Raw genomic sequence first — 22,265 nt, 5'->3', positions numbered from 1 at the left:
CGCGTCGTCGCTAGCTCGGCGGCGCGAAACCGTCGGGGTCGGACGACGGTGGCGGAGCCTGTCGCGGTGGAACCTGCTGCGGCGGAGCTGGATACCCGATGACGGGGGGTGGGCTCGGCGGCCATTGGGGTGGAGGCCCAACGGGCGCGGGCTGCAGCCGGGCGAGTTCGCGGCGGTGGCGCTCGGCTAGCACAGCGGCCAGCACGTACTGCGGTGGTGTGCCGAGCGGTGGTGGCGGCGAGATCTGGGCGACGACGTCGCTGGTGATGCGGTAGGCCATCTGGTCGCGCAGCTGTGGATCCAATTGCGATATGCGGGAAAGGAACTGGCGTGCCAGCTCGGCCTGCTCGGGATGCAGCCCGGACAACTGCAACGTGGACGCCCACCACGCGAGCTGCGGCGGCATCAGCGGAGGCGGCGACATTCTTGGTGCACGTTCACTGATGACCACGGTTCCGGCGAAGATGTCGCCGATCCGCTTGCCCTTCGACGACGCCAGGCTGCAGATCACCGCAGGCCCGCCGGTGAGCATCCAGATTTCGATCACGCCTGCCAGCGCACGAAACAAGGCCTGCCGAAAGCGTTCCGGGCTGCCATCGTCGGACACCACCCGCAGTCCCATCGCGAGCTTGCCCAACGAACGGCCACGGGTTGTCGTCTCGAATATCGTCGGATACCCCACGATCGCCAGGACGGTGAAAATGATCAGCACCGCAGCCGAGAAGGCCGGATCGAACTGGGTGAGTGTGTTGGCCCACAACACGACGCCGGTGATGTAGAGGATGAACACCACGGCGACGTCGATGATCGCCGACAGCGCGCGGACCGGTAGCTGGGCGATCTGAACATCCAGAACCACCGCGTCCCCGGTCACCACGGGTTCTTGCTGGCCGACCATGGCGATCACGCTACTAGGATTCGTGGGGTGGATGTCGACGCGTTCGTGGTGGCGCATCGTCCGACGTGGGAGCGGCTGGAGCAGCTGACCAGGCGTCGGCGGAAGCTCACGGGCGCCGAAGTCGACGAATTGGTCGATCTCTACCAGCGGGTGTCCACCCACCTGTCGATCGTGCGCAGCTCGTCCACCGACTCGGTCCTCATCGGGCGGCTGTCGGGGTTGGTCGCCCGCGCACGGTCGGTGGTGACGGGTGCGCATGCGCCGCTGTGGCGCGAGTTCGCGAGGTTCTGGACGGTGTCGTTCCCGGTGGTCGCCTATCGCTCATGGCGATGGTGGCTCGCAACGGCCTTCGCGTTCTTCTTCGTCACCGCGCTGATCGCGCTGTGGGTGTCGGGCAACCAGGAGGTGCAGTCGGCCCTCAAAACCCCAAGCGAGATCGAACAATTGGTGAACGAGGATTTCGCCAACTATTACAGCGAGAACCCAGCCGCATCGTTCGGCCTGCAGGTGTGGATCAACAACTCATGGGTTGCCGCGCAGTGCATCGGCTTCGCGATCCTGCTCGGCATCCCCATCCCGTACATCCTGTTCCAGAACGCTCTCAACCTCGGAGTGATCGCCGGCTTCATGTTCGACGCGGACAAGGGCGACGTCTTCCTCGGCCTGCTGACCCCGCATGGGCTCATCGAACTGACAGCGGTCTTCCTCGCCGGGGCCGTGGGAATGCGACTCGGGTGGTCGGTCGTGTCGCCGGGCCATCGGCCGCGGACGCAGGTGCTGGCCGAGCAGGGCCGCGCGGTGGTTGCGGTCGCCGGCGGCCTGATCGTCGTCTTGCTGGTGGCCGGGCTGATCGAGTCGTTGGTGACACCGTCGCCGCTGCCGACGTTCGTGCGCATCGCCATCGGGGTGGCAGCCGAAGTCGCTTTCCTCTGCTACGTAATCTATTTCGGCCGCCGGGGTGTCGCTGCGGGGGAGAGCGGCGACATCGCCGACGCACCGGATGTGGTGCCGACGCGCTAGAGCCTGCCGGTGGCCTTCATGGCGAGGTAGTGGTCCGCGAGCGCGGGTGCCAGTTCGTCGGGTGGTGCGTCCACGACATCGACCCCGGCCGCCCGCAATCGCGAGGCCATCGAACGCCGGTCGTTGCGCGAACGTTCGGCCGCCGCAGCGTCGTACACCGCGGGGGCGTCCGCCCGCCCCGCGGCCATCGCGTCCACCCGCGGGTCGGCGACAGCGGCCAGCAGAACCTGATGTTTGGCGGACAATTGCGGCAGCACGCCCATCAGACCCTCGTCGAGCGCGGAGGCGTTCAGGTCGGTGAGCAACACGACCAGCGCTCGGCGCCGAACGCGTCGCTGTATCGCGGCCACCATGGCCCTGGCATCGGACTCGATCAGTGCGGGTTCCAGCGGCGCCATGGCGCCGACCAGTTGCGCGAGCAGTTCCGTGCGCGAGGCGTTGAACAGGCCGGCCCGGGTGACCCGGTCGTGAGCGAGGAAGTCGACGTGATCGCCCGCGCGCGCTGCGAGCGCGGCCAGCAGCAGCGCGGCATCCATGGACCAGTCCAGTCGCGGCCAGCCACTGGGATCGTCGGCGGTGGGGTCAACGCCGACACGGCCCGCCGATGTGCGTCCGGTGTCCAGCACGATGACCACCCGCCGATCACGCTCGGGTCGCCACGTCCGCACCACGACGTCGGCTCGCCGGGCGGTGGCGCGCCAGTCGATTGATCTGACATCGTCACCGATGACGTACTCACGCAACGAATCGAACTCGGTGCCCTGACCGCGGATCAGGACCGCGGTGTTCCCTTCCAGCTCGCGAAGTCTGGCCAGCCGCGAGGGCAGGTGCTTGCGGGACAGGAACGGTGGCAGGATCCGGATCTGCCATGGCACCCGATGCGAGTGCTGCCTTCCGGCCATTCCCAACGGCCCGATCGACCGGGCCGTCACCAAAGCTGATCTCTGGTCGCCCCTGCGAACCGACCGCAGCGTCGTAACGAGTCGAACCCGTTGTCCTGGAGCAATATTCACACTGTGCATCCGGGGCTCGGCCCTGGCGCTGGGCGCCCACGCATCGCGGACCTGTCCGCGCAAGCGTCGCGGACCCGGGTTCTCCACTTCGAGAACCGCGTCGACGGGTTGCCCCAGTCTCGCCGTGGTGTCACCGGATCGCGCGAAGACCAGCCGGCGAGTGCTGGCGGCCAGAAGGATGTCAAGTACGATCGCTGCCGCAAGCGCACCGGCTAGAACGGCGAACGCCGTTGCCGGCCATGGTGACAACGCGACCGGAAGCACGCAGACCAGTGCCACCAAGCCGGCGCGACCGGTCAGAACCACTACCGTGGCACCGGGACGGCTGCGAGAATCCCGTCCAGCACGCCGTCGGGATGAGCGCCTTCGAGCTCGGCCTCCGGACGCAACTGGATACGATGCCGCAACGTCGGCCGCGCCATCGCCTTGACGTCATCGGGGGTGACGTAGTTGCGGCCCGACAGCCATGCCCAGGAGCGGGCCGTGCCCAGCAGGGCGGTCGCCCCGCGCGGCGACACCCCTAGCTGCAGTGACGGGGAATGCCGTGTAGCGCCCGCGATATCGACGATGTAGCCGAGCACCTCGTCGGCGACGAGCACCTGTTGTACGGCGGCACGGCCGGCCGCCAGTTCGGCGGGCCCCGCGACGGGTCGCACGGCGGACAGGTCGCGAGGGTCGAAGCCGCGCGCATGCCGATCGAGGACCGTGATCTCCTGGTCCCGCGGCGGCAGGGGAACGTTGAGCTTCAAGAGGAACCGGTCCAGCTGTGCTTCGGGCAGCTGATAGGTGCCCTCGTACTCGATCGGGTTCTGCGTCGCCGCCACGATGAACGGGTCGGGCAACGGACGCGGTTCACCGTCCACGCTGACCTGGCGCTCCTCCATGGCCTCAAGCAGCGCGGCCTGAGTCTTGGGCGGAGTCCTGTTGATCTCGTCGGCCAGCAGCAGGTTGGTGAACACCGGGCCGGCGCGGAACTCGAATTCGGCCGTGCGGGCGTCATATACGAGCGAACCGGTGACGTCACCTGGCATCAGGTCGGGCGTGAACTGCACCCGCTTGAACTCGAGTTGCAGCGCGGCCGCCAGCGTGCGGACCAGCAGGGTCTTGGCAACGCCCGGCACTCCCTCGAGCAGCACATGACCGCGGCACAGTAGTGCGATCACCAAGCCGCTGACCACCGCCTCCTGGCCGACGACTGCCTTGGCGATCTCAGTGCGCAGAGCCAGCAGCGCATTTCGCGCCGCATCACCTGCGGCGCCGGGATTCTGACCTGAAGGTGGCTGAGTCACGATTGTGCGACCTGCCTTTCGATGTTGTCGAGTTCACGGGCGAGCTGGACCAAGTCGTCGTCGGTCTGCGGTGGCGGACCGAACAGTGTGTGCGCCACTGTCTGTGCGTGGTGTCCCGACCGCTGCGCCACTGCCTGGACGACGGCGGGCGGCTCGGCGTTGGTGGACAGGCCGAGGCGCGGCAGCATCCGTTGCAAGGTGGCGGTGCGCAGGGCCGTCGCTGCGCGGTCGCGAGCGCGACGGGAGCGATACAGCCTGCCGCGCCCCTCGACCGTCTCGGATGCGCGCACGACAACGGGCATACGTTCTGCAACAAGCGGACCGAGGCGTCGGCCCCGCCACACCGCGACGAGCGCGATCGCGAGCCACAGCTGGATCACTATCCATCCGACCGCGGGAGGAACGAGGTCGGAGATTTCCGCGCCCGCATCGGATTCGCCTTGACGCTTCTGCGGCGCATACCAGATCACCCGCGGGTTCGTTCCGGCAAGGTTCATCGCGAGCGCGGCGTTCCCGTCGGCCAGCAGTCCACCGTTCATCATGAATTCGCCGCTGCCGACGACCGTGACGGTGCGTCCGTCCTCGGTGTAGCGGACCAGGGCTCCGCCGTAGCAGCGGGTGATCGGAAAGTCTTCCACCGCTTCGTATTCGTCGCTCACGCCGAGCTGAACCGCGCCGGCTCGGGTTGCCTCCCGCAGGTCGCAACCGGGTTCGGAACCGCCGAAGGGAACCGACCCGGCAACGGTGATATGGGGAGCCAGCGCTTCACGGGTACGCGTCGACGGAGCCACCAGGAGCCGGTCACCGGGCAAGTTGCTCAGCCGCCACAGGACGTCGTCGTCGAGACGCTGCAGTGTCTGCAACACGACGATGAGTGTGCCGGGGCGCGCGGCACTTTCGGCGGCCGAGATATCCGGTGCCTCGACGACATCGATGCCCTGCTCGCGCAGCAGGGTCACCAGTGCATGGGCGCCGTCAGGCGACGTGGACGTCGGATCCATCGGGCCGCCGAGTCGGGGCGCGGTCAGATAGGTGATCAGGGTGGCGACTGCGATGACGACGACGAGCGACAACAGCATCCATCGGGAGGCACTCCAGCGCTGCTTCAACGTGTGCCCGACCGCCGTGTCCGTCATCGCACCTCCGCCCAGCCGGTGGACGGTGCTGCGGCGGGGACGGCCCCGGAACTCGTCGCAGTGTTGAAACGCACGTGATCGTCGAGTTGGGCGATCATCCGGTACGCGGCTTCGGTACCCGGTCGCTCCCCGTAGGTGACGTCGTTGAATGAGGTTGCAGCCATGGATAATTCAGCAGCCAACGCGGGCATCGCTTTACCCGCGTCGCGCGCGAGCTCGGTGGCCGTCCGGCCGGGGATGGCATCCAGCACCCTGGCGTCCTCGAGCTCACGGGCCACTGCTCTCAGGCGGTGACGGATGGCCGCCGCCCAGTCACCCGCTGCTGCATACTGCTCGGCCGTGGCCCGATGCTCGCCAGCGCTGAGTTCCTGTTCACCGAACAGCGCGAAGCGGCCGCCACGGTCGGTCCGCATGGTGCGCCGTGCGATCCGTATCGCGACGATGATCCCGGCGACGAGCAGGATCAGCAGGATAGAGATGGTGAACCAACCACCGGGTAGGCGAGATCCGTTGTCGGCCAATCGGTAGAGCAGCTCGTTGATCCACTCGAGGAGACGTTCGGTCAGGCCTGGCTTGGGGTAGATCGGTCTTTGCAGTTCGCGTTGCGCGGCGTCGTGGGCGGCATCGCCGTCGATGTCTATCGTCGGCACGTCAGGCTTGACGGGTCAGCCACAGATGGTCAGTGGAATCGGACGGCGAGGACGGACCGAATGCCGCGCCGGTCCGCAATACGAGGTCGAAGGCTTCGGCGCGGATCCGGCGATCGGTGTAGAGCAGCACGACGACGCCTGCCAGGAACGGGGCGGTGATGATCTGGGCGACGATGCCGCCCACCGACAGCAGGAGGAACGACAGCATCGTCATCGCTGTGGACTCGGCCGCCATCAGAAGGAGCTGACCGCCCACGCTGAACGGAATCGTGACCGCGCCGGCGATGAACTGCACCGCGATCGTGGCGAGCAGCCGGATGCCGAACACCCGCCAGAAGTCGTTCTTCACCAACCTGAACGACCGCTCGATGGCGGCGAAGATGCCGAGGCGTTCCAGCACGATGAGCGGCGGCGCGAAGCTGAGAACCACCCAGACATAGACCAAGGCGACGATCAAGAGCAGACCGAGAGGCAGGCCGACGATGATCGCGGCGGTCACGCTGGACGCTATCCCGATCCAGAAGATCAGGCCCAAGACGATGGCGACCAGAATCGCGACGCCAAACCCTTCGATGATCGTGAACCCGATCAGTGCCGACAGTCGACCCTTGAGCCGCTGCCACGCGTCACCAATCGTGATGCCGGCCCCGAAAACGGACCGGCCGACGACGACGGTGAGCAGCCCACTCAGCAGGATCGCCGTCAACCAGGTCGCCGCGGCGCCGACGAGGCTGGACAGTGTCGAGCCCAGCAATGCGCCGGTGGACACCTCGTCACTGTTGAACGACCCCGCGAGCTGCCCGGTCGCGGCGAGCGGTCCCACCGAGAGCAGGAGTGCCAAGAGCTGAGTGGTGACGACGACGATGGTGGTGAATCCCAACGTCGCCTTCGGATTGGCGCGAATGTAGGCGACCGCGCCGTTGAAGATGTCTGACAGGCTCAGCGGTCGCAGCGGGATGATGCCTGGTTTGAGGAGGGGCGGCATCGGCGGTCCGGTGCCCGGAGGTGGTCCGTACCCGGGTGGGGGACCGTAGCCCGGAGGTGGTCCGTACCCGGGTGGGGGTCCGTAGCCCGGAGGCGGTCCGTAGGCAGGCGGCGGTGCGTAGCCCGGAGGCGGTCCGTAGGCAGGCGGCGGTGCGTAGCCCGGTGGCGGTCCGTAGGCAGGCGGCGGTGCGTAGCCCGGTGGCGGCTGTCCGGCGATCCCCGAATTGCCGGCCTCGGTGCTCATGGCAACCATCCTGTCGATCATGATGCGAATTGACAAACGTCTCTGACCGCCGTGTCAGTGCGCTGACCGAGGCTACGGTGGCCGTGTCGACCGAGATCACGGTGCGCGACGGTGCGGCGTAGGTTTGCGGCATGGCAGAACTCAAAGAGCAACTGCGTGCAGACCTCACCGCGGCGATGAAGTCGCAGGACAAACTGCGGACGGCGACGCTGCGGATGCTGCTCGCGGCGATCCAGACCGAGGAAGTGGCGGGCAAGGATGCGCGCGAGCTGTCCGACGCGGACGTGCTGAAGGTGCTGTCCAAGGAATCCAAGAAGCGCGCGGAGGCCGCCGAGATCTACACCCAGAACGGCCGCGGTGAGCTGGCCGCCAACGAGCATGCCGAAGCACGCGTCATCGACGAATACCTGCCCACTCCGCTGACCGAGGCTGAAGTGGCCGATGTGGTCGACACCGCGATCGCGCAGGTCGCCGAGGAGATCGGTGAGCGGCCGGGCATGAAGCAGATGGGCCAGGTGATGAAGGCCGCTACCGCGATCGCCGCGGGTAAGGCCGACGGCTCACGACTCTCGGCTGCCGTGAAGGCCAGGCTGTAGTCGTTTCGTCGTCATTCGCAGGGGTACCCGAATGCCATGACTCGTTTCGGCTACACCCTCATGACCGAACAGAGCGGACCTAAAGATCTTGTCCGTTATGCCGTTTCGGCAGAACGGGTTGGGTTCGACTTCGAGGTCTCCTCGGACCACTACTTTCCGTGGCTCTCGTCACAGGGGCACGCACCGTATGCGTGGTCGGTGCTCGGCGCCGTCGCGCATGCGACCGATCAGGTCGAGTTGTTCACCTACGTCACGTGCCCGACGATGCGCTACCACCCGGCGGTCGTCGCACAGAAAGCCGCCACGTTGCAGATCCTCGCCGACGGCCGGTTCACCCTCGGGCTGGGCAGCGGCGAGAACCTCAACGAACACGTCGTCGGCAAGCGTTGGCCGACCGTGACCCGGCGCCAAGAGATGCTGCGCGAGGCCATTCAGATCATCCGCGAGTTGTTCACCGGCGAGCTCGTCGATTGGAAAGGCGAGCACTTCGAGGTGGATTCCGCGCGACTCTGGGACATTCCGGAGACACCGGTCGCCATCGCGACTGCGGTGTCCGGTGAACGGTCGGTGGAAACCTTCGCGCCGCTGTCCGACCATCTGATCGCTGTCGAACCGAACAAGGATTTCGTGGACGCTTGGCATGACGCCAGGCGCGCCACCGGGCTGCCCGGAGATGTGCGGGTCATCGGACAGATTCCGATCTGCTGGGATCCCGACCGCGACAAGGCAATTCGCCGGGCTCACGACCAGTTCCGCTGGTTCGGGGGCGGTTGGGCGGTCAACGCCGACCTGCCGACCACGGCCGGTTTCGACGGCGCCACCCAGTACGTGCGGCCGGAGGACGTCGCCGAATCCATCCCGTGCGGACCGGATCTCGACGCGATCGTCGATGCGGTGAGCAAGTACTGGGAGGCGGGTTTCACCGATATCGCCCTCGTGCAAATCGGTGATGAGGGCCAGGACCTGTTCCTCAAGGAAGCGGCAGGATCTCTGCTGGAAAAACTCAGAAGCGCATCGGACTGAAAGGCAAACATGCCCAAGGGCAAGGGAATTTACGAGGACCACACGGTCGACGAGTCGCAGAAGAAGGGCGGACGCCCAGGGCCGACCGACGAGGGCGGCGAAGGAGGTATGGCCACCCGGGAGGAAGCGCCCGATGTCGCCGATACCCGTGGCGAGCCCACCGCTTGACAGCTACTGCGGGTCGCGTCCCTGGCGGCTGCGGCGATAGGCCGCGCGCCGGAATCTGGTCAACCAGCGGGGCAGCAGCTCGACGTCGCAGTCGCTGTGCAACGCGGGATCGAACGCGATGTCGTCACAACTCGGGTCGACGTTGCGCAGGGTGAGCCGGGCCAACGGGCTGAACTCCCCCTTTGCCGGAGCCTGCTCGATGTCGAACTCGACGCCTCCCGAACTGATTTGGGCCTCGATCGTGTCGAGGGCAAGACCTCGGTGGCTGAGCTCGGTGACCAGCCGTGCCCGTAACCACCACACGCGGTCGCGGTAGCGCAACGGCATCAGGCTGGAGAAGGCGGCACCGGACCATGAGGTGACCGGCGCCAGACCGAAACGGCTGCCGGCCGCGGTCGATGCCAGCAGCACATCCCAGGGACCGCAGGAACGCAGATCCTGCGGCGGCGGAATCCGGAACGCCAACCCCGCGATGTCGGGCGCCGCTCCTGGCAGTCCGACACCCTTGGATACGCGACCGATGACGTCGCAAGACCGCATGGGCAGTCCCTCACTGCCGGGGGCCGTCCGCTCCAAAGTGCCTTCCGCGAGCACACCGACGGGATGGAACAGCCGGCGACCGCGAGCGGCCGCTCCGAACTTGATGGGCAACGAGGCGAGATCGGAGATTTGCACGCTTGAGGGTGCCCGTACTGCCGGGCCGCAAAACCGGGCGACCCGGTTTAACAGCCCCGATACCGGGCATTAACCCAGCGCACTGCTGCGACGCCGCAGCGAAAACTGTTCGAAAGGCCCTTGCGTGACAACCGCTTACTCCGACTCGCCGGATACTCTATTCGCGCCGGCGGGCGTCTACACCCCGCAGGAAGACTCGCAATTTCTCATCGACGTGATGGAGAAATCTGGCCTCGCGCGCGGTCGCCGAGTAGCCGACCTGTGCACCGGCAGCGGTGTGGTGGGTATTGCCGCAGGCGAGCAGGGGGCATCGCAGGTCATGGCGTTCGATGTGTGTTCGCGTGCCGTTCGGCATGCACGGATGAATGCGTTGAGCGCGGGCATTGATGTCGATGTTCATCTGGGATCGTGGGCGCGCGCCGCGGAGTTCGGCCCGTTCGACGTGGTGGTCTGTAATCCGCCGTACGTGCCACATGATCCCGACGTCACGTACGCGCCGATACCGCCGGATACCGGCCCGGCGCGCGCGTGGGATGCCGGCCTCGACGGTCGCCTCGTTCTGGATCCGCTTTGCGAAGCGGTGCCGGATCTGCTTGCCGCGGGCGGCACTTTCCTCCTGGTGCAATCCGAGTTCGCGGTCCCGCGTCAGACGCTGGCGGCGCTGGCGTCAGCCGGACTTGACGCGGAAGTCGTTGCCTATCAGTGGATTCCGTTCGGACCCGTGCTGAAGTCGCGTGCCGCGTGGCTGGAGGAAACCGGCAGGCTCGAGCCCGGCCGACGCGAGGAAGAACTCGTCGTGATCAGGGCCGAGAAGCCGTGACTGAAACCCGCACGGTGCGCATTGTTCCCTCCGGCCCGGTGATGGTCGAGGGACCGGTGCGAATCGAGTTGCCCGACGGCAGCGTCGTGGAGTCCGATCGCTTCATGGTCGCGATCTGCACATGCCGTCGCAGCAAGGACTATCCGATGTGCGACACCAGCCATCGGTGCCGTCCGCGCGCAGGCAAGCGGTCAGCTCAGCGGACGTCGTAGCGACGGACGACCCGCCTTCCAGCACTCCATCAGGTGATCGGCGAGGCGGTTTTCGACGAGGTCGCGCGCCCTGATCCCGAACACCACGTCAGCCTCCAGATGCGGTTCGCGCGCAAGCAGACCACCGACGACGTCGGTACGCACCACTTGTTCGTGAACCGCGTCGGCCACCACGTGTTCGGAATAGAACGTCACGCATGCTTGGGGTGCGTTCATCCGCCGGAGCGCGTCGACCAGCCGCCGTGACCCGGGCGACGAGGTGATCTCGGTGGACGCGAAGTGCCCCACCGTTGCGCCGCGCAATTCGCGGTGCAGCCCGAACAGCGACATCAGGTTGATCGATGCCAGCGCCTCGGCGGGCACATTGTTGAGATAGGCGAGGTAGGTGGCATCGAGACCGGCGGCGTCCATCAACTCGGCGTACAGATGCTGGTGGACACGCTCTTCGCGGCCGGCGCCGTACTCGTCGAATTCGACTGCGACGAAGGCTGCTTTCGCCCGGCCGGTGAGGCGGGGGATCACCCACGCGTGGGGGTCACCCTCCTTGAGGTGGTAGATGGAGCGGTGCACGAAGTACTCCTGCATCTGCTCCCAGGTGCCCTCGTCACGCAGGTAATAGGACGGGCCACGGCCCTCGACGGGTTCGAGCGAGATCGCATCCATCTCCGCTTCGGCGGTGTCGTCGGGCGTGATGTCCCCGACGTCGCGCCGAACGGCCTCCAGAAACGCCTCCTCGAGGCGGCCGCGCAAGTGGAGCAGAGCGGGATTCCACTCCCAGCGTGGATTGACCGAACGAAAGCCGCGGTAGTGCAACTCGTAGCAGACGCACAGCGCGAGTTGCAGGTCGAGTCCATACGGATCCGCCTCGTAGACGGGAACCTCGAGCGGGCGCACGGGCAGGGCCGGGCGCTGACGCGCAAGCATGTCGACGATCGCCGCCGAGACGGGCCCGGCAGCGCGGGGGAGAGCAGGTTCGACCAGAGTGGATGGCAACGTCACAGCCGTGTGATTCCCGGCTGGCCACCGGTCAAACCTCGGCAGCCTGGTCCTCTGGAGAAGACAGCGCTACTATCCGACAGTCGGTTGCCACTTCTGTTGGTCAGGTTCTCCGATGAGGGGGTCTCATGCGGATGCCTCGCGCAGTCGCAAACTTCAATCGCCGGGTCACCAATCCCGCGGCTCGCGCCATAACTCCGTGGCTGCCCGGTCAAGGCACGCTCGAGCACGTCGGCCGAAAGTCGGGTAAGCGGTACCGCACACCGCTGCTGGTTTTTCCCACTGCGGACGGGTTCGTCGTTCTGATCGGCTACGGGCCCGAAACGGACTGGGTGAAGAACGTGTTGGCCGGTGGACCGGCGGTGCTGCACAAGCGCGGCGAGCATGTTGCGCTGACCAACCCGCGGCTGATGAGCAAGGCCGAGGCGGCACCCCTCGTCGTTGGGCCGGGCCGCACTTTCTATCGCCTGTTCCCCTACAACGAGGCGGCGCTGGTCCTGACCAGAAGCACCTAGCGACGCAAACGCCCCGACCGGCTGAGCCGAGTCAGGGCGTCTACCCGAAAATCACATGAGTCGGGGTGGCGGGATTTGAACCCACGACCTCTTCGTCCCGAACGAAGCACGCTACCAAGCTGCGCCACACCCCGAGTGAAGCCACGACAGCGTATCGCACCCCGACGGTGTGACACCAAACGCGCCCGGCCGCACTGAGGTGCACGTCACGACACGCCGGTGGATGCATTTGGGTTGTCGGTGGCGTTATGCAAACTGACGGTAGAAAACGACTAAGTGAGGCGAGAAATGACCGGGCTCGGTGCTTCGATCTATCTGGGATTCTTCGTCCTGGCCGCCTTGTGGCTGTTCCTGACTTCCGACGGTCCCCTCATGGGCCGGTCCGAGGATCAGGCCCAGCGGCCCGAGCGTTCGAACTCGATGAGGACCTCGGCCCACGCCGAGGGGTCCAGCCCGTGGCTGGTAAGCCACTCGTCGCAGAAGTAGGTGTCCGCGTAGCGGTCGCCGCTGTCGGCGAGCAGGGTCACCACTGACCCGCTGCGTCCGTTCGCGACCATTTCCGCAAGTAGCCCGAAGGCGCCCCACAGGTTCGTGCCGGTGGACGGACCCACGCGTCGCCCCAGCACCGCGCTCGCATGCCGCGCGGCAGCGACCGACGCCGCATCGGGCACGACGACCATCCGATCCACGACGTCGGGCAGAAACGACGGCTCCACCCGTGGACGGCCGATGCCCTCGATCCGCGACGACATCCCCGTCACGATGTCGCCGCGCCCCTGCGCATAGGAGGGGAAGAACGCCGAGTTCTCCGGGTCGACCACACACAAGCGCGTCTCGTAGCGGCGGTACCGGATGAACCGGCCGATCGTCGCGCTGGTGCCACCGGTGCCCGCGCCCACCACGATCCAGTCGGGCACGGGGTGGGCCTCGTCGCGCATCTGATCGAAGATCGACTCGGCGATGTTGTTGTTGCCGCGCCAGTCGGTAGCGCGTTCGGCGTTGGTGAACTGGTCGAGATAATGGCCACCGGTCTCCGCGGCCAGCCGCTCGGCCTCGGCATATACCTGGGACGACTCGGCGACGAAATGGCAACGGCCGCCTTGTGATTCGATCAGGGCGATCTTGGTGGCGCTCGTCGAGCTCGGCATCACCGCGATGAACGGCAAACCCAGCAGCGCCGCGAAATACGCCTCCGACACCGCCGTCGACCCCGACGAGGCCTCGATGACGGTGGTGTTCTCGTCGATCCAGCCGTTGCACAGCGCATACAGGAACAACGACCGCGCCAACCGGTGCTTGAGGCTGCCGGTGATGTGGGTGGTCTCGTCCTTGAGGTAGAGCGCGACATCAACCGTGTCGCACCACGCGGTCGGCAGCGGATAGCGCAGCAGGTGTGTGTCGGCGCTACGGCGCGCGTCGGCCTCGATCAACCGAACCGCATTGTCGACCCACTTGCGTGGCCGGCCCCGGCTGGCGCTCGCTGCCGCGCTCAAGGCGCTCAGCGCACCGAGACGCTCGGGTGGGACTGGCCCTCTTGAATGCCGGTGAAGGACCCGCCGATCGGTGCGGCGACCAGAGTCAGCAACGTGGCTTCGGGGCGGCAGCAGAACCGCACCGGCGCATACGGTGAGGTGCCGATGCCCGCGGACACGTGCAGTTGCGTGTGGGCGCCCCACTGGGAGGCACCCTTGGCGCGCGACCGGTCGAGATCGCAGTTGGTGACGACCGCGCCGTAGAACGGCAGGCACAGCTGGCCGCCGTGGGTGTGGCCGGCCATGATCAGCTGATAGCCGTCGGCGGCGAAACGGTCGAGGACCCGCGGCTCCGGCGAATGGGTCAGGCCCAGCCGCAGGTTCACCGCCGGGTTGGCGGGTCCGGCGATCGTCTCGTAGCGGTCGCGCTTGAGGTGCGGATCGTCGACGCCCGCGGCCGCGACCAGCAGGCCGCTCACCTCGAACTCGCGCCGGGTGTGCGTCATGTCCAGCCAGCCGCGCTCGGTGAACGCAGCGCGAAGGTCCTGCCAGGGCAGCGGCTCGCCGTGCAGGCGGCGGGTCGGATTGGTCAGGTAGTTCAGCGGGTTCTTCGGCTTCGGACCGAAGTAGTCGTTGCTGCCGAACACGAAAACCCCGGGCACGGCGAGCAGGTCGCCGAGTGCCTGCACGACGGCGGGCACGGCCTTCGGGTGGGCGAGGTTGTCGCCGGTGTTGACGATGAGGTCCGGCTCCAGCCGCGCCAGTTCCCGCAGCCAGTCCTGCTTGCGGCGCTGCTGCGGACGCATGTGGATGTCGCTGATGTGCAGCACCTTCAGCGGTGACGATCCGGGAGAGAGTACTGGCATCGTCACTTCACGCACGGCGAATGCATTGCGCTCGATGAGCGACGCATAGCCGATCCCCGCAGCCAGCGAACCGGCGGCGGCGACTGCGGAATTCTTCAAAATCGAAGACGCGGGCATGAAGCAGAGCTTACTGCCAGCCCACCGTTCACTGCGATTTCACCGCGGTCAGCGTGGGCCAGACCACAAGGCCGTCACGGCGGTGGCGGCGGGGCCCCCGGAGGTGGTGGCGGCGGTGGTGGCGGACCCAGCACCGGCACCGTGATCGGCGGCAGTCCAGGAATCTGGACCACCGTCTGCCCGACCGGCGGTGGCAGACCCGGTATCGCTCCCGGCGGTGGGGGAGGCGGTGGCGGCGCGATGCCGTTGGAGATCTGGATCGTGATGATCGATCCGGGCACCGTCTGACCGGCCGGGGACGTGCCCACCACAGCTCCGTAGGATGCGGTGCTGTTCACCGGCGTCGACTCGTTGGCGACCTGGAATCCCGCGTCGCGCAGCCGCTCCCGCGCGGTGCTCTCGCTCATCCCGGAGACACTGGGCACCCGCGAGCCCGGCGCGCCATCGACGTAGCGGGGGTCGGTCGGGGGCAGCGTGACGGGCCCGAAGTTGTTGGCGATAGGCATCATCGCGGTGAACCACGTCCGCGCGGGTTCATTGCCGCCGAACAGGTTGCCGTCACCGCCGCACTGGCGCAGCGGGTAGGAGCACAACGCGCCCGGCGCCGGCGAGTCGTCGTAGATGTAATTGGCGGCCGCGTACTGGTTCGTGAAACCGAGGAAGCCCGCCGAGCGGCTGGCCTCGGTGGTGCCGGTCTTGCCCGACATCGGAAGATTCCAGCCGACCGAGCCGGCGGCACCGGCGGCGGTGCCCGCTCCCGTGTCGTCCTTGCTCATCGCATTGGCGAGAGTGTTGGCCAGCCCCTCGGGCACGACCTGTTCACACGTCTCGGTGGTCACCGACACCTGCTTGCCGTCGCGGTCGATCACCTCGGCGATCGGATTCGGCGGGCACCACATCCCACCGGACGCGAGCGTGGCCGCGACGTTCGACAACTCCAGCGCGTTGACCTCGATCGGGCCCAGCGTGAACGAGCCGAGATTCTGCCGTTTGACGAAGTCGGCCAGGCTTTCGTTGCTCTCCGGGTCGTAGTCACGGGCGGTGCCAGGCAACGCGTAGGAACGCAGACCGAGCTTGACCGCCATGTCGACCGTGCGCTGCACACCCACCTGCGAGATCAGCTTGGCGAACGCCGTGTTCGGCGACGTGGCCAGCGCATCGGTGACGCTCATGGTGCCGCGGTAGTTGCCGCCGTTCTGCACACACCACGTCGCGGGTGGGCAGCCCCGGGCACCACCGCTGCCCAGACCCTTGGCCTGGAACCGGGCCGGCGCGTCGAGCTGAGCGTTGATGCCCATGCCCATGTCCATCGCGGCGGCTGTGGTGAAGATCTTGAAGACCGACCCCGCGCCGTCGCCGACCAGCGAGAAGGGCTGGGGCTGCATGGTTTCCCCGGCCTCGAGGTTCAGGCCGTAGGTACGGTTGCTCGCCATCGCCACGACCGGGTGGGACTCCTTGCCCGGCCTGATCACGCTCATCACGCTCGCGACGCCGTCGAGGTCGGGACTGGCGATCTCGTTGACCGCCGCCTTCACCGGGATCTGCACATCGGGATCGAGGGTGGTCTTGATCAGGTAGCCGCCCCTGGCGACCTGATCCTTGCTTATGCCCGCGCGCGCGAGATATTCGAGGGCGTAATCGCAGAAGAACGCGCGATCACCCGCGGCAATACAGCCGCGCGGCAACTCCTTGGGCACCGGCAGGACGCCCAGCGGCTTCTCCTTCGCCGCCCGCAGCGCCGCGCCCTCCTCGGGGATGTTCTCGATCATGGTGTCCAGCACCACGTTGCGACGGGCCAGGGCACCCTCGGGATTCGTGTACGGATTGAGGGTGCTGGTCGACTGCACCATGCCGGCCAGCAGTGCGGCCTGTTCCCAGTTCAGCTCGGAGGCGTTGATGCCGAAGTACGTCTGCGCGGCATCCTGCACACCGAACGCGCCGTTGCCGAACGAGACGAGATTCAGATAGCGGGTCAGGATCTCAGGCTTGGTGAAGGTCTTGTCCAGCGTCAGGGCCATCCGGATCTCACGCAACTTGCGCGCCGGAGTGGTCTCGATGGCCGCCCGCTTCTCCGCGTCGGTCTGCGCGATCACCAGCAATTGGTAGTTCTTCACGTACTGCTGCTCGATCGTGGAGCCGCCGCGGGTGTCGAGATTTCCGGACAGGTAACCGGAAAGACCGGTGAGCGTGCCCTGCACGTCCACGCCGTTGTGCTCGGCGAACCGCTTGTCCTCGATGGACACGATCGCCAGTTTCATGGTGTTGGCGATCTGGTCGCTTTGCACCTCGAACCGACGCTGGCTGTACAGCCATGCGATGACGTTGCCCTTGGCGTCGACCATCGTCGACACCTGCGGCACCTCACCCTCCACCAGTTGCGCCGAACCGTTGGCCACTACGTCCGAGGCCCGGTTCGAGACCAGTCCGAACCCTCCGACCACGGGAAACATCAGTGCCGCGAGGACGACGCTGGCCAACACACAGCACCACGCGAGCTTGATCACCGTGACCGCGGTTGGCGGTGGGGACGGCGGGGTCTCCGGCATGGGTACAGAGTAGCTAGCGGATTCCGCCAGCAAAATTCGCAGATTTCCCGGGTTATCGCCTCACTTTGTTAGCTCTCCGACCTGCGCGCGCGTCAATTTCCGCCAAGGACTGCACGGTTGTCCCAAAAAAGTGGCCTTCTACGTATTGCGCAGAAGCGTCCTGACCACTTAAGTTGTGCTGACAGTGCGATGCAGGTCACACTAGACCGTCGCAACGTGACGTAGAACGCACTAACGCGCTCTGCACCAGGAGAGTAAGCCGTCGTCGGGGGGCGGCCGGAACGAAGGGGAACGCTGGTGTCCGGTACGAGGCCCGCAGTGCGGAGGACAAGCATGACAATTTCTGCCCCCAGTGTCGTCCAAGGCGCCGAGGCTGAGGCACGCATCGCCTGGGTTTCCCAGGCACGCTGCCGTCAGGCCGACCCCGATGAGCTTTTCGTCCGCGGAGCCGCGCAGCGTAAAGCGGCCGTGATCTGCAGGCATTGCCCGGTGATCCTGGAATGCGGCGCCGATGCGCTCGACAACCGGGTGGAGTTCGGTGTGTGGGGAGGCATGACTGAACGCCAGCGCCGTGCCCTGCTCAAGCAGCACCCCGAGGTGATTTCCTGGGCCGAGTTCTTCGCCGCCCAGCGCAAACACCGCAGCGCTGTCTAAGCCGCAGGTGTCTCGCCGGTGATCTGATCGGCGATCGCCCGCAACGCCTCCAGGTCGGAGACGTCGAATGGCAACGACGGCACACCTACGATCGCCACATGTGGATTGGCGCCCGTGAAGCGCGACAGCAGCCTGATCTCCCGCTTGGACCGTCCCGCGCGGTCGGAGTGGATCCGCAGCGCCGCCGCGGTCACCGAGTCGGGATCGGTGGCTTCGATGGCATCCGCGGCCTCGTCGGCCTTGTCGGCATGCAACGACGACAACATCGGGTGGGTGCGGTTGAGGATGAGCCCCGACAGCGGCATGTGCTCCTGTGAGAGCCGGTCGATGAAGAACGACGCCTCACGCAGCGCGTCGGGCTCGGCGGCGGAGACCACGACGAACTGGGTGCCCCGGCGCTTCAACAATTCGTAAGTGCGGTCGGCCTTCTCCCGGAACCCGCCGAACGTGGCGTCCAGCGACTGCACGAAAGCCGCCGCATCGCCGAGCATCTGAGAACCGAGCACTGTCGAGAGTGCTCGCATTGCCAGCCCCATCGCGCCCGTCACCAACTTGCCGATACCGCGGCCCGGTCCCAGCAGCAGCTTCCACAGTCGACTATCCATGAAGCCGCCCAACCGTTTTGGCGCATCGAGGAAATCGAGCGCGTTACGCGACGGGGGAGTGTCGACGACGACGAGGTCCCAGCGGTCCTCGGAGAGCAGCTGGCCCAGCTTCTCCATCGCCATGTATTCCTGCGTGCCCGCCAGCGACGTCGCGACCGTTTGATAAAACTGGTTGTCCAGAATCTCTTGTGCGCGTTCTTTTCCGGAGTACTGGATCACCATTTCGTCGAACGTGCGACGCATGTCGAGCATCATCGCGTACAGCTGTCCCGACACCTCGGGGGCCAACGGCACCCGCTGTGGCGTATTGCCCAGATCCTTGATGCCCAGCGCCTGCGCCAGCCGCTTGGCCGGGTCGATGGTCAGCACCACGACCGTGCGGCCGTATTCGGCGGCACGCAACGCCATCGCCGCAGCGGTGGTGGTCTTGCCGACACCGCCTGCGCCGCAACACACCACGACGCGGTTGGACGTGTCGGCCAGGATCGAGGCCATGTCAAGTGCGGGTGGTGTCGTACTCATCTGACCCCCTGGTGAGCGAGCGCTTCGGCGAGTTCGTAGAGGCTACCGAGATCTACGCCGTCGGAGATCTGCGGCAACTCCAGACGGGCCACGTCGAGCGCGTCGAGTTGCTCGGCGCTCTCGGCACGCGCCTGGATCCGGGTGGCGTGCTGGATGGTCTCGGTCAGCAGCCCCGCGAAGTCGTTGTCGGACAACGTGATTCCCGCGTCGTTGAGTCCTGCGCGTATGGCGTCGGCGTCGATCACACCCTCGGCGGCCTTGGTCAGGTCATCTGGAGACAGGTAGGAGGGGATGTTGCGGTTGACGATGACACTGCCGATCGGCAGGCCCAACTCCTTGAGCTCGTCGATGGCCTCCAGCGTCTCCTGGATCGGTAACGCTTCGAGCAGCGTCACCAGATGGATGGCGGTGAGGTCGGAGTGCAATACCTTCACGACGCTCTCGGCCTGCGAGTGCACAGGGCCGCCCTTGGCGAGTTGCGAAACGGCCTTGGTGACGTCGAGGAAGCGGGAGATACGGCCCGTCGGCGGCGAGTCGACGACGACGGCGTCGTAAACCGGCTGTTTTCCCTTCTCGGCACGGGTGACGATTTCGCGGATCTTGCCGGTGAGCAGCACGTCACGCAGGCCGGGTGCGATGGTCGTGGCGAACTCGACCGCCCCGATCCGTCGCATCGCGCGGCCGGCGATGCCCAGGTTGTAGAACATGTCGAGGTACTCGAGGAACGCCGCCTCGGTGTCGATTGCCAGCGCGTTGACGGTGCCGCCACCGTCCGCCGTGGCGATCTTGACTTCTTCGTAGGGCAGCGGCGGCACGTCGAACAGCTGCGCAATGCCTTGTCGCCCTTCGACTTCCACCAGCAGCACCTTGCGCCCGCCCGCGGCGAGCGCCAGCGCTAATGCGGCGGCGATGGTCGACTTACCGGTTCCGCCCTTGCCGGTGACGAAGTGCAGCCGCGCCTTGGTCAGGCGCGACGGCCATCCGACCCCGCTGCGATCCTCAGAGGTGGTGCCCACCCGTGCATGCTAACCAAGTGCACTTGGCTGCCCGATAAGCTCAGCAACATGAGCGAACCGACCCGCTGGGAGTACGCCACCGTTCCGCTGCTCACGCACGCGACCAAACAGATCCTCGATCAGTGGGGAGAAGACGGCTGGGAGCTGGTGTCGGTACTCCAAGGACCGACGGGTGAGCAGCACGTCGCGTATCTCAAGCGACCAAAATGAGCCCGTCGGCCAGGCTCGCCGAGCTGGGCATAACGCTGCCCGACGTGGTGCCGCCGCTGGCTGCCTACGTGCCCGCGGCGCGGACGGGGAACCTGGTCTACACCGCCGGTCAGCTGCCCATGGAGGCGGGAAGCCTGCTTCAGGCCGGCAAGGTGGGCGCCCAGGTCACACCGGAGGACGGCAAGGCGCTGGCGCGGGTGTGCGCGCTCAATGCGCTCGCGGCCGCGCACTCGCTGGTCGGCATCGATTCGGTCACCCGCGTGGTCAAGGTGGTGGGCTTCGTCGCCTCCGCGCCCGGCTTCAACGGCCAGCCCGGGGTCATCAACGGGGCGTCGCAGCTGTTCGGTGAGGTTTTCGGCGACGCCGGGGCACACGCCCGGTCGGCCGTCGGCGTCTCGGAGCTGCCGCTGGACGCCCCGGTCGAGGTCGAAGTGATCTTCGAGGTCGCGTGAGCGCGTGACCCTCGAGCACCCCGCGTACAAGAAACTCCGTCCGGTGACGGAAACCGCGGCGGTGCTGCTGTGCGACAACCCCGGTCTCCTGACCCTCGAGGGCACCAACACGTGGGTGCTGCAGGGGCCGGGCAGCGACGAGATGGTCATCGTCGACCCCGGACCCGAGGACGACGAGCACATCGAGCTGATCGTGGGCCTGGGCAGGATCCCACTGGTGCTCATCAGCCACAAGCACGAGGACCACACCGGGGCCATCGACAAGATCGTCGACCGTACCGGCGCGGTGGTGCGCTCGGTCGGCAGCGGCTTCCTGAGGGGCCTCGGTGGACCGTTGACCGATGGTGAGGTCATCGACGCGGCCGGCCTGCGCATCACGGTGGTGGCCACGCCTGGGCACACGGCGGATTCAGTGTCATTTCTGCTCGACGATGCGGTACTGACCGCCGATACCGTGCTGGGCCGCGGCACGACCGTTATCGACAAGGAAGACGGCAGCCTGCGGGACTACCTGGAATCGCTTCGGCGGCTGCGTGGCATCGGCCACCGGACGGTGCTGCCGGGCCACGGCCCTGAGCTCGCCGACCTGGAAGCGGTCAGCGATATGTACCTGGCGCATCGCGAGGAGCGACTCGACCAGGTGCGGGCGGCGCTACGCGAGCTCGGCGACGACGTCACCGCGCGACAGATCGTCGAGCATGTGTACACCGACGTCGACGAAAAACTGTGGGACGCAGCGGAATGGAGCGTCCAAGCCCAGGTTGACTATCTGCGTTCCTAGGCCTCAGCGCGCGCGACGGGCCAGGCGCTCGCTGTCGGAGATCAGAACGCTCTTGCCTTCCAGACGAATCCAGCCGCGATGAGCGAAGTCGGCGAGCGCCTTGTTGACGGTCTCGCGCGATGCGCCGACGAGCTGAGCGATCTCTTCCTGCGTCAGGTCGTGGGTGACGCGCAGCGCGCCGCCTTCTTGGGTGCCGAAGCGCTGGGCCAGCTGCAGCAGCTGCTTGGCCACGCGGCCGGGCACGTCGGTGAAGATCAGGTCGGCGAGGTTGTTGTTGGTGCGACGCAGCCGGCGGGCCAGCACGCGCAACAACTGCTCGGCGATCTCCGGGCGGTCGGCGATCCACGCACGCAGGGCGTCGCGGTCCATCGAGACGGCGCGTACGTCGGTGATCGTCGTGGCGCTGGACGTCCGCGGACCGGGGTCGAAGATCGACAGCTCGCCGAACATGTCCGACGGGCCCATGATCGTGAGCAGATTCTCACGGCCATCGGGCGAGCGGCGGCCGATCTTCACCTTGCCGGAAACGATGATGTACAGCCGGTCGCCGGGTTCCCCCTCTGCGAACACGGTGTGCCCACGTGGGAAGTCGACGGGCTGCAGTTGCTTGGTCAGCGCTGAAACGGCGCTGGGTTCGACTCCCTGGAAGATTCCGGCCCGCGCCAGGATCTCGTCCACGTTGCCCCTCTTAAGCTGTTGGCTGATATGACATGCGCAAGCCGACCTCAAATTGGTTAGCGAGATCAGTCTAGAGGTGGGCCCCGCCGACGTTGTCGGCATTGCGC

General features: G+C 66.7%; 25 protein-coding genes and 1 tRNA gene. 11 read left to right on the top strand and 15 right to left on the bottom strand.

Annotated elements, in window-relative coordinates; translation table 11 throughout:
• Window positions 1-10: 10 nt before the first annotated feature.
• Window positions 11-898: an RDD family protein gene (locus tag BST47_RS14830; protein ID WP_083126523.1), complete on the bottom strand. Its 888-nt coding sequence runs from the start codon at window positions 896-898 to the stop codon at window positions 11-13.
• A gap of 27 nt (window positions 899-925) precedes the next feature.
• Between BST47_RS14830 and BST47_RS14825 the strand changes: the two genes are divergently transcribed.
• Window positions 926-1,918, top strand: a complete 993-nt coding sequence (locus tag BST47_RS14825) for a stage II sporulation protein M (RefSeq protein ID WP_083126284.1) — start codon at window positions 926-928, stop codon at window positions 1,916-1,918.
• Here BST47_RS14825 and BST47_RS14820 read toward each other — a convergent pair.
• The 5 genes from BST47_RS14820 to BST47_RS14800 are packed head-to-tail and all read right to left on the bottom strand — an operon-like array spanning window position 1,915 to window position 7,234.
• Window positions 1,915-3,237 carry a DUF58 domain-containing protein gene (locus tag BST47_RS14820; RefSeq protein ID WP_083126283.1) on the bottom strand — a complete coding sequence of 441 codons (1,323 nt, stop codon included), beginning with the start codon at window positions 3,235-3,237 and terminating at the stop codon, window positions 1,915-1,917. The genes BST47_RS14825 and BST47_RS14820 overlap by 4 nt on opposite strands.
• The gene (locus BST47_RS14815) at window positions 3,237-4,223 is read right to left on the bottom strand and encodes an AAA family ATPase (RefSeq protein ID WP_420094040.1); all 987 of its coding nucleotides are present in this window, start codon (window positions 4,221-4,223) and stop codon (window positions 3,237-3,239) included. The genes BST47_RS14820 and BST47_RS14815 overlap by 1 nt, the downstream gene beginning before the upstream one ends.
• Window positions 4,217-5,356 carry a DUF4350 domain-containing protein gene (locus BST47_RS14810; RefSeq protein ID WP_083126281.1) on the bottom strand — a complete coding sequence of 380 codons (1,140 nt, stop codon included), beginning with the start codon at window positions 5,354-5,356 and terminating at the stop codon, window positions 4,217-4,219. Before BST47_RS14810 ends, BST47_RS14815 begins: the two co-directional genes overlap by 7 nt.
• Window positions 5,353-6,006: a DUF4129 domain-containing protein gene (locus tag BST47_RS14805; protein WP_083126280.1), complete on the bottom strand. Its 654-nt coding sequence runs from the start codon at window positions 6,004-6,006 to the stop codon at window positions 5,353-5,355. The genes BST47_RS14810 and BST47_RS14805 overlap by 4 nt, the downstream gene beginning before the upstream one ends.
• A gap of 1 nt (window position 6,007) precedes the next feature.
• Window positions 6,008-7,234 (bottom strand): DUF7847 domain-containing protein, encoded by a 1,227-nt coding sequence (locus tag BST47_RS14800; protein ID WP_083126522.1) that lies wholly within the window; start codon window positions 7,232-7,234, stop codon window positions 6,008-6,010.
• Window positions 7,235-7,365: 131 nt separating this feature from the next.
• On the opposite strand from BST47_RS14800, the gene BST47_RS14795 reads away from it, so the two are divergent.
• From BST47_RS14795 to BST47_RS30710, 3 genes are read left to right on the top strand one after another with little or no spacing between them, the layout of a single operon-like run.
• Window positions 7,366-7,830, top strand: coding sequence for a GatB/YqeY domain-containing protein (locus BST47_RS14795; protein ID WP_083126278.1), 465 nt, complete (start codon window positions 7,366-7,368; stop codon window positions 7,828-7,830).
• 36 nt (window positions 7,831-7,866) lie between these two features.
• Window positions 7,867-8,853 (top strand): LLM class F420-dependent oxidoreductase, encoded by a 987-nt coding sequence (locus tag BST47_RS14790; RefSeq protein ID WP_083126277.1) that lies wholly within the window; start codon window positions 7,867-7,869, stop codon window positions 8,851-8,853.
• Between the two features lie 9 nt (window positions 8,854-8,862).
• Window positions 8,863-9,021 (top strand): hypothetical protein, encoded by a 159-nt coding sequence (locus tag BST47_RS30710; protein ID WP_165799794.1) that lies wholly within the window; start codon window positions 8,863-8,865, stop codon window positions 9,019-9,021.
• Between the two features lie 3 nt (window positions 9,022-9,024).
• Here BST47_RS30710 and BST47_RS14785 read toward each other — a convergent pair whose 3' ends face one another.
• Complete coding sequence (locus tag BST47_RS14785; RefSeq protein WP_083126276.1) at window positions 9,025-9,696, bottom strand: phosphodiesterase; 672 nt, start codon at window positions 9,694-9,696, stop codon at window positions 9,025-9,027.
• Between the two features lie 124 nt (window positions 9,697-9,820).
• On the opposite strand from BST47_RS14785, the gene BST47_RS14780 reads away from it, so the two are divergent.
• Together BST47_RS14780 and BST47_RS14775 are read left to right on the top strand one after the other, a co-directional pair.
• Window positions 9,821-10,516, top strand: coding sequence for a class I SAM-dependent methyltransferase (locus BST47_RS14780; RefSeq protein WP_083126275.1), 696 nt, complete (start codon window positions 9,821-9,823; stop codon window positions 10,514-10,516).
• Window positions 10,513-10,728 (top strand): CDGSH iron-sulfur domain-containing protein, encoded by a 216-nt coding sequence (locus BST47_RS14775; protein ID WP_420094038.1) that lies wholly within the window; start codon window positions 10,513-10,515, stop codon window positions 10,726-10,728. Before BST47_RS14780 ends, BST47_RS14775 begins: the two co-directional genes overlap by 4 nt.
• Here BST47_RS14775 and BST47_RS14770 read toward each other — a convergent pair.
• Window positions 10,708-11,727: an iron-containing redox enzyme family protein gene (locus BST47_RS14770; RefSeq protein WP_207568612.1), complete on the bottom strand. Its 1,020-nt coding sequence runs from the start codon at window positions 11,725-11,727 to the stop codon at window positions 10,708-10,710. The genes BST47_RS14775 and BST47_RS14770 overlap by 21 nt on opposite strands.
• 125 nt (window positions 11,728-11,852) lie before the next feature.
• Here BST47_RS14770 and BST47_RS14765 point away from each other — a divergent pair, with 125 nt between their 5' ends.
• Entirely contained in the window at window positions 11,853-12,239 is a 387-nt protein-coding gene (locus BST47_RS14765; RefSeq protein ID WP_083126274.1) for a nitroreductase family deazaflavin-dependent oxidoreductase, read from the top strand.
• A gap of 60 nt (window positions 12,240-12,299) precedes the next feature.
• On the opposite strand, the gene BST47_RS14760 is transcribed toward BST47_RS14765, so the two are convergent.
• The 4 genes from BST47_RS14760 to ponA2 all read right to left on the bottom strand — a co-directional run bounded on the left by BST47_RS14760 (window position 12,300) and on the right by ponA2 (window position 17,240).
• Window positions 12,300-12,373, bottom strand: a tRNA-Pro gene (locus BST47_RS14760).
• Window positions 12,374-12,628: 255 nt separating this feature from the next.
• Window positions 12,629-13,732 carry an L-cysteine desulfhydrase Cds1 gene (gene cds1 / locus BST47_RS14750; protein ID WP_083126272.1) on the bottom strand — a complete coding sequence of 368 codons (1,104 nt, stop codon included), beginning with the start codon at window positions 13,730-13,732 and terminating at the stop codon, window positions 12,629-12,631.
• Window positions 13,733-13,737: 5 nt separating this feature from the next.
• Complete coding sequence (locus tag BST47_RS14745) at window positions 13,738-14,694, bottom strand: metallophosphoesterase (protein WP_083126271.1); 957 nt, start codon at window positions 14,692-14,694, stop codon at window positions 13,738-13,740.
• A gap of 74 nt (window positions 14,695-14,768) precedes the next feature.
• Complete coding sequence (gene ponA2, locus BST47_RS14740; RefSeq protein ID WP_083126270.1) at window positions 14,769-17,240, bottom strand: transglycosylase/D,D-transpeptidase PonA2; 2,472 nt, start codon at window positions 17,238-17,240, stop codon at window positions 14,769-14,771.
• 297 nt (window positions 17,241-17,537) lie between these two features.
• Between ponA2 and BST47_RS14735 the strand changes: the two genes are divergently transcribed.
• Window positions 17,538-17,894 (top strand): WhiB family transcriptional regulator, encoded by a 357-nt coding sequence (locus BST47_RS14735; RefSeq protein WP_083126269.1) that lies wholly within the window; start codon window positions 17,538-17,540, stop codon window positions 17,892-17,894.
• On the opposite strand, the gene bagB is transcribed toward BST47_RS14735, so the two are convergent.
• Complete coding sequence (gene bagB, locus BST47_RS14730) at window positions 17,891-19,021, bottom strand: ArsA family ATPase (RefSeq protein WP_083126268.1); 1,131 nt, start codon at window positions 19,019-19,021, stop codon at window positions 17,891-17,893. The genes BST47_RS14735 and bagB overlap by 4 nt on opposite strands.
• Entirely contained in the window at window positions 19,018-20,037 is a 1,020-nt protein-coding gene (bagA, locus tag BST47_RS14725) for an ATPase BagA (RefSeq protein ID WP_083126266.1), read from the bottom strand. Before bagA ends, bagB begins: the two co-directional genes overlap by 4 nt.
• A gap of 48 nt (window positions 20,038-20,085) precedes the next feature.
• Here bagA and BST47_RS30275 point away from each other — a divergent pair, with 48 nt between their 5' ends.
• From BST47_RS30275 to BST47_RS14715, 3 genes are read left to right on the top strand one after another with little or no spacing between them, the layout of a single operon-like run.
• Window positions 20,086-20,247, top strand: a complete 162-nt coding sequence (locus tag BST47_RS30275; RefSeq protein WP_006243873.1) for a Sp36 family protein — start codon at window positions 20,086-20,088, stop codon at window positions 20,245-20,247.
• Window positions 20,244-20,699, top strand: a complete 456-nt coding sequence (locus tag BST47_RS14720) for a RidA family protein (RefSeq protein WP_083126265.1) — start codon at window positions 20,244-20,246, stop codon at window positions 20,697-20,699. Before BST47_RS30275 ends, BST47_RS14720 begins: the two co-directional genes overlap by 4 nt.
• Window positions 20,700-20,703: 4 nt before the next feature.
• A complete protein-coding gene (locus tag BST47_RS14715; protein ID WP_083126264.1) occupies window positions 20,704-21,480 on the top strand; it encodes an MBL fold metallo-hydrolase in 777 nt (258 codons plus the stop codon).
• Between the two features lie 3 nt (window positions 21,481-21,483).
• Here BST47_RS14715 and crp read toward each other — a convergent pair whose 3' ends face one another.
• Complete coding sequence (gene crp / locus BST47_RS14710; RefSeq protein WP_014210546.1) at window positions 21,484-22,158, bottom strand: cAMP-activated global transcriptional regulator CRP; 675 nt, start codon at window positions 22,156-22,158, stop codon at window positions 21,484-21,486.
• Window positions 22,159-22,265: the final 107 nt, after the last annotated feature.

The organism is Mycolicibacterium tusciae, assembly GCF_002086795.1.
Taxonomy (GTDB): Bacteria; Actinomycetota; Actinomycetes; order Mycobacteriales; family Mycobacteriaceae; genus Mycobacterium; species Mycobacterium tusciae.
The sequence above is the reverse complement of the archived record's forward strand: the minus strand, read 5'-3'. Positions and strand labels throughout refer to the sequence as shown.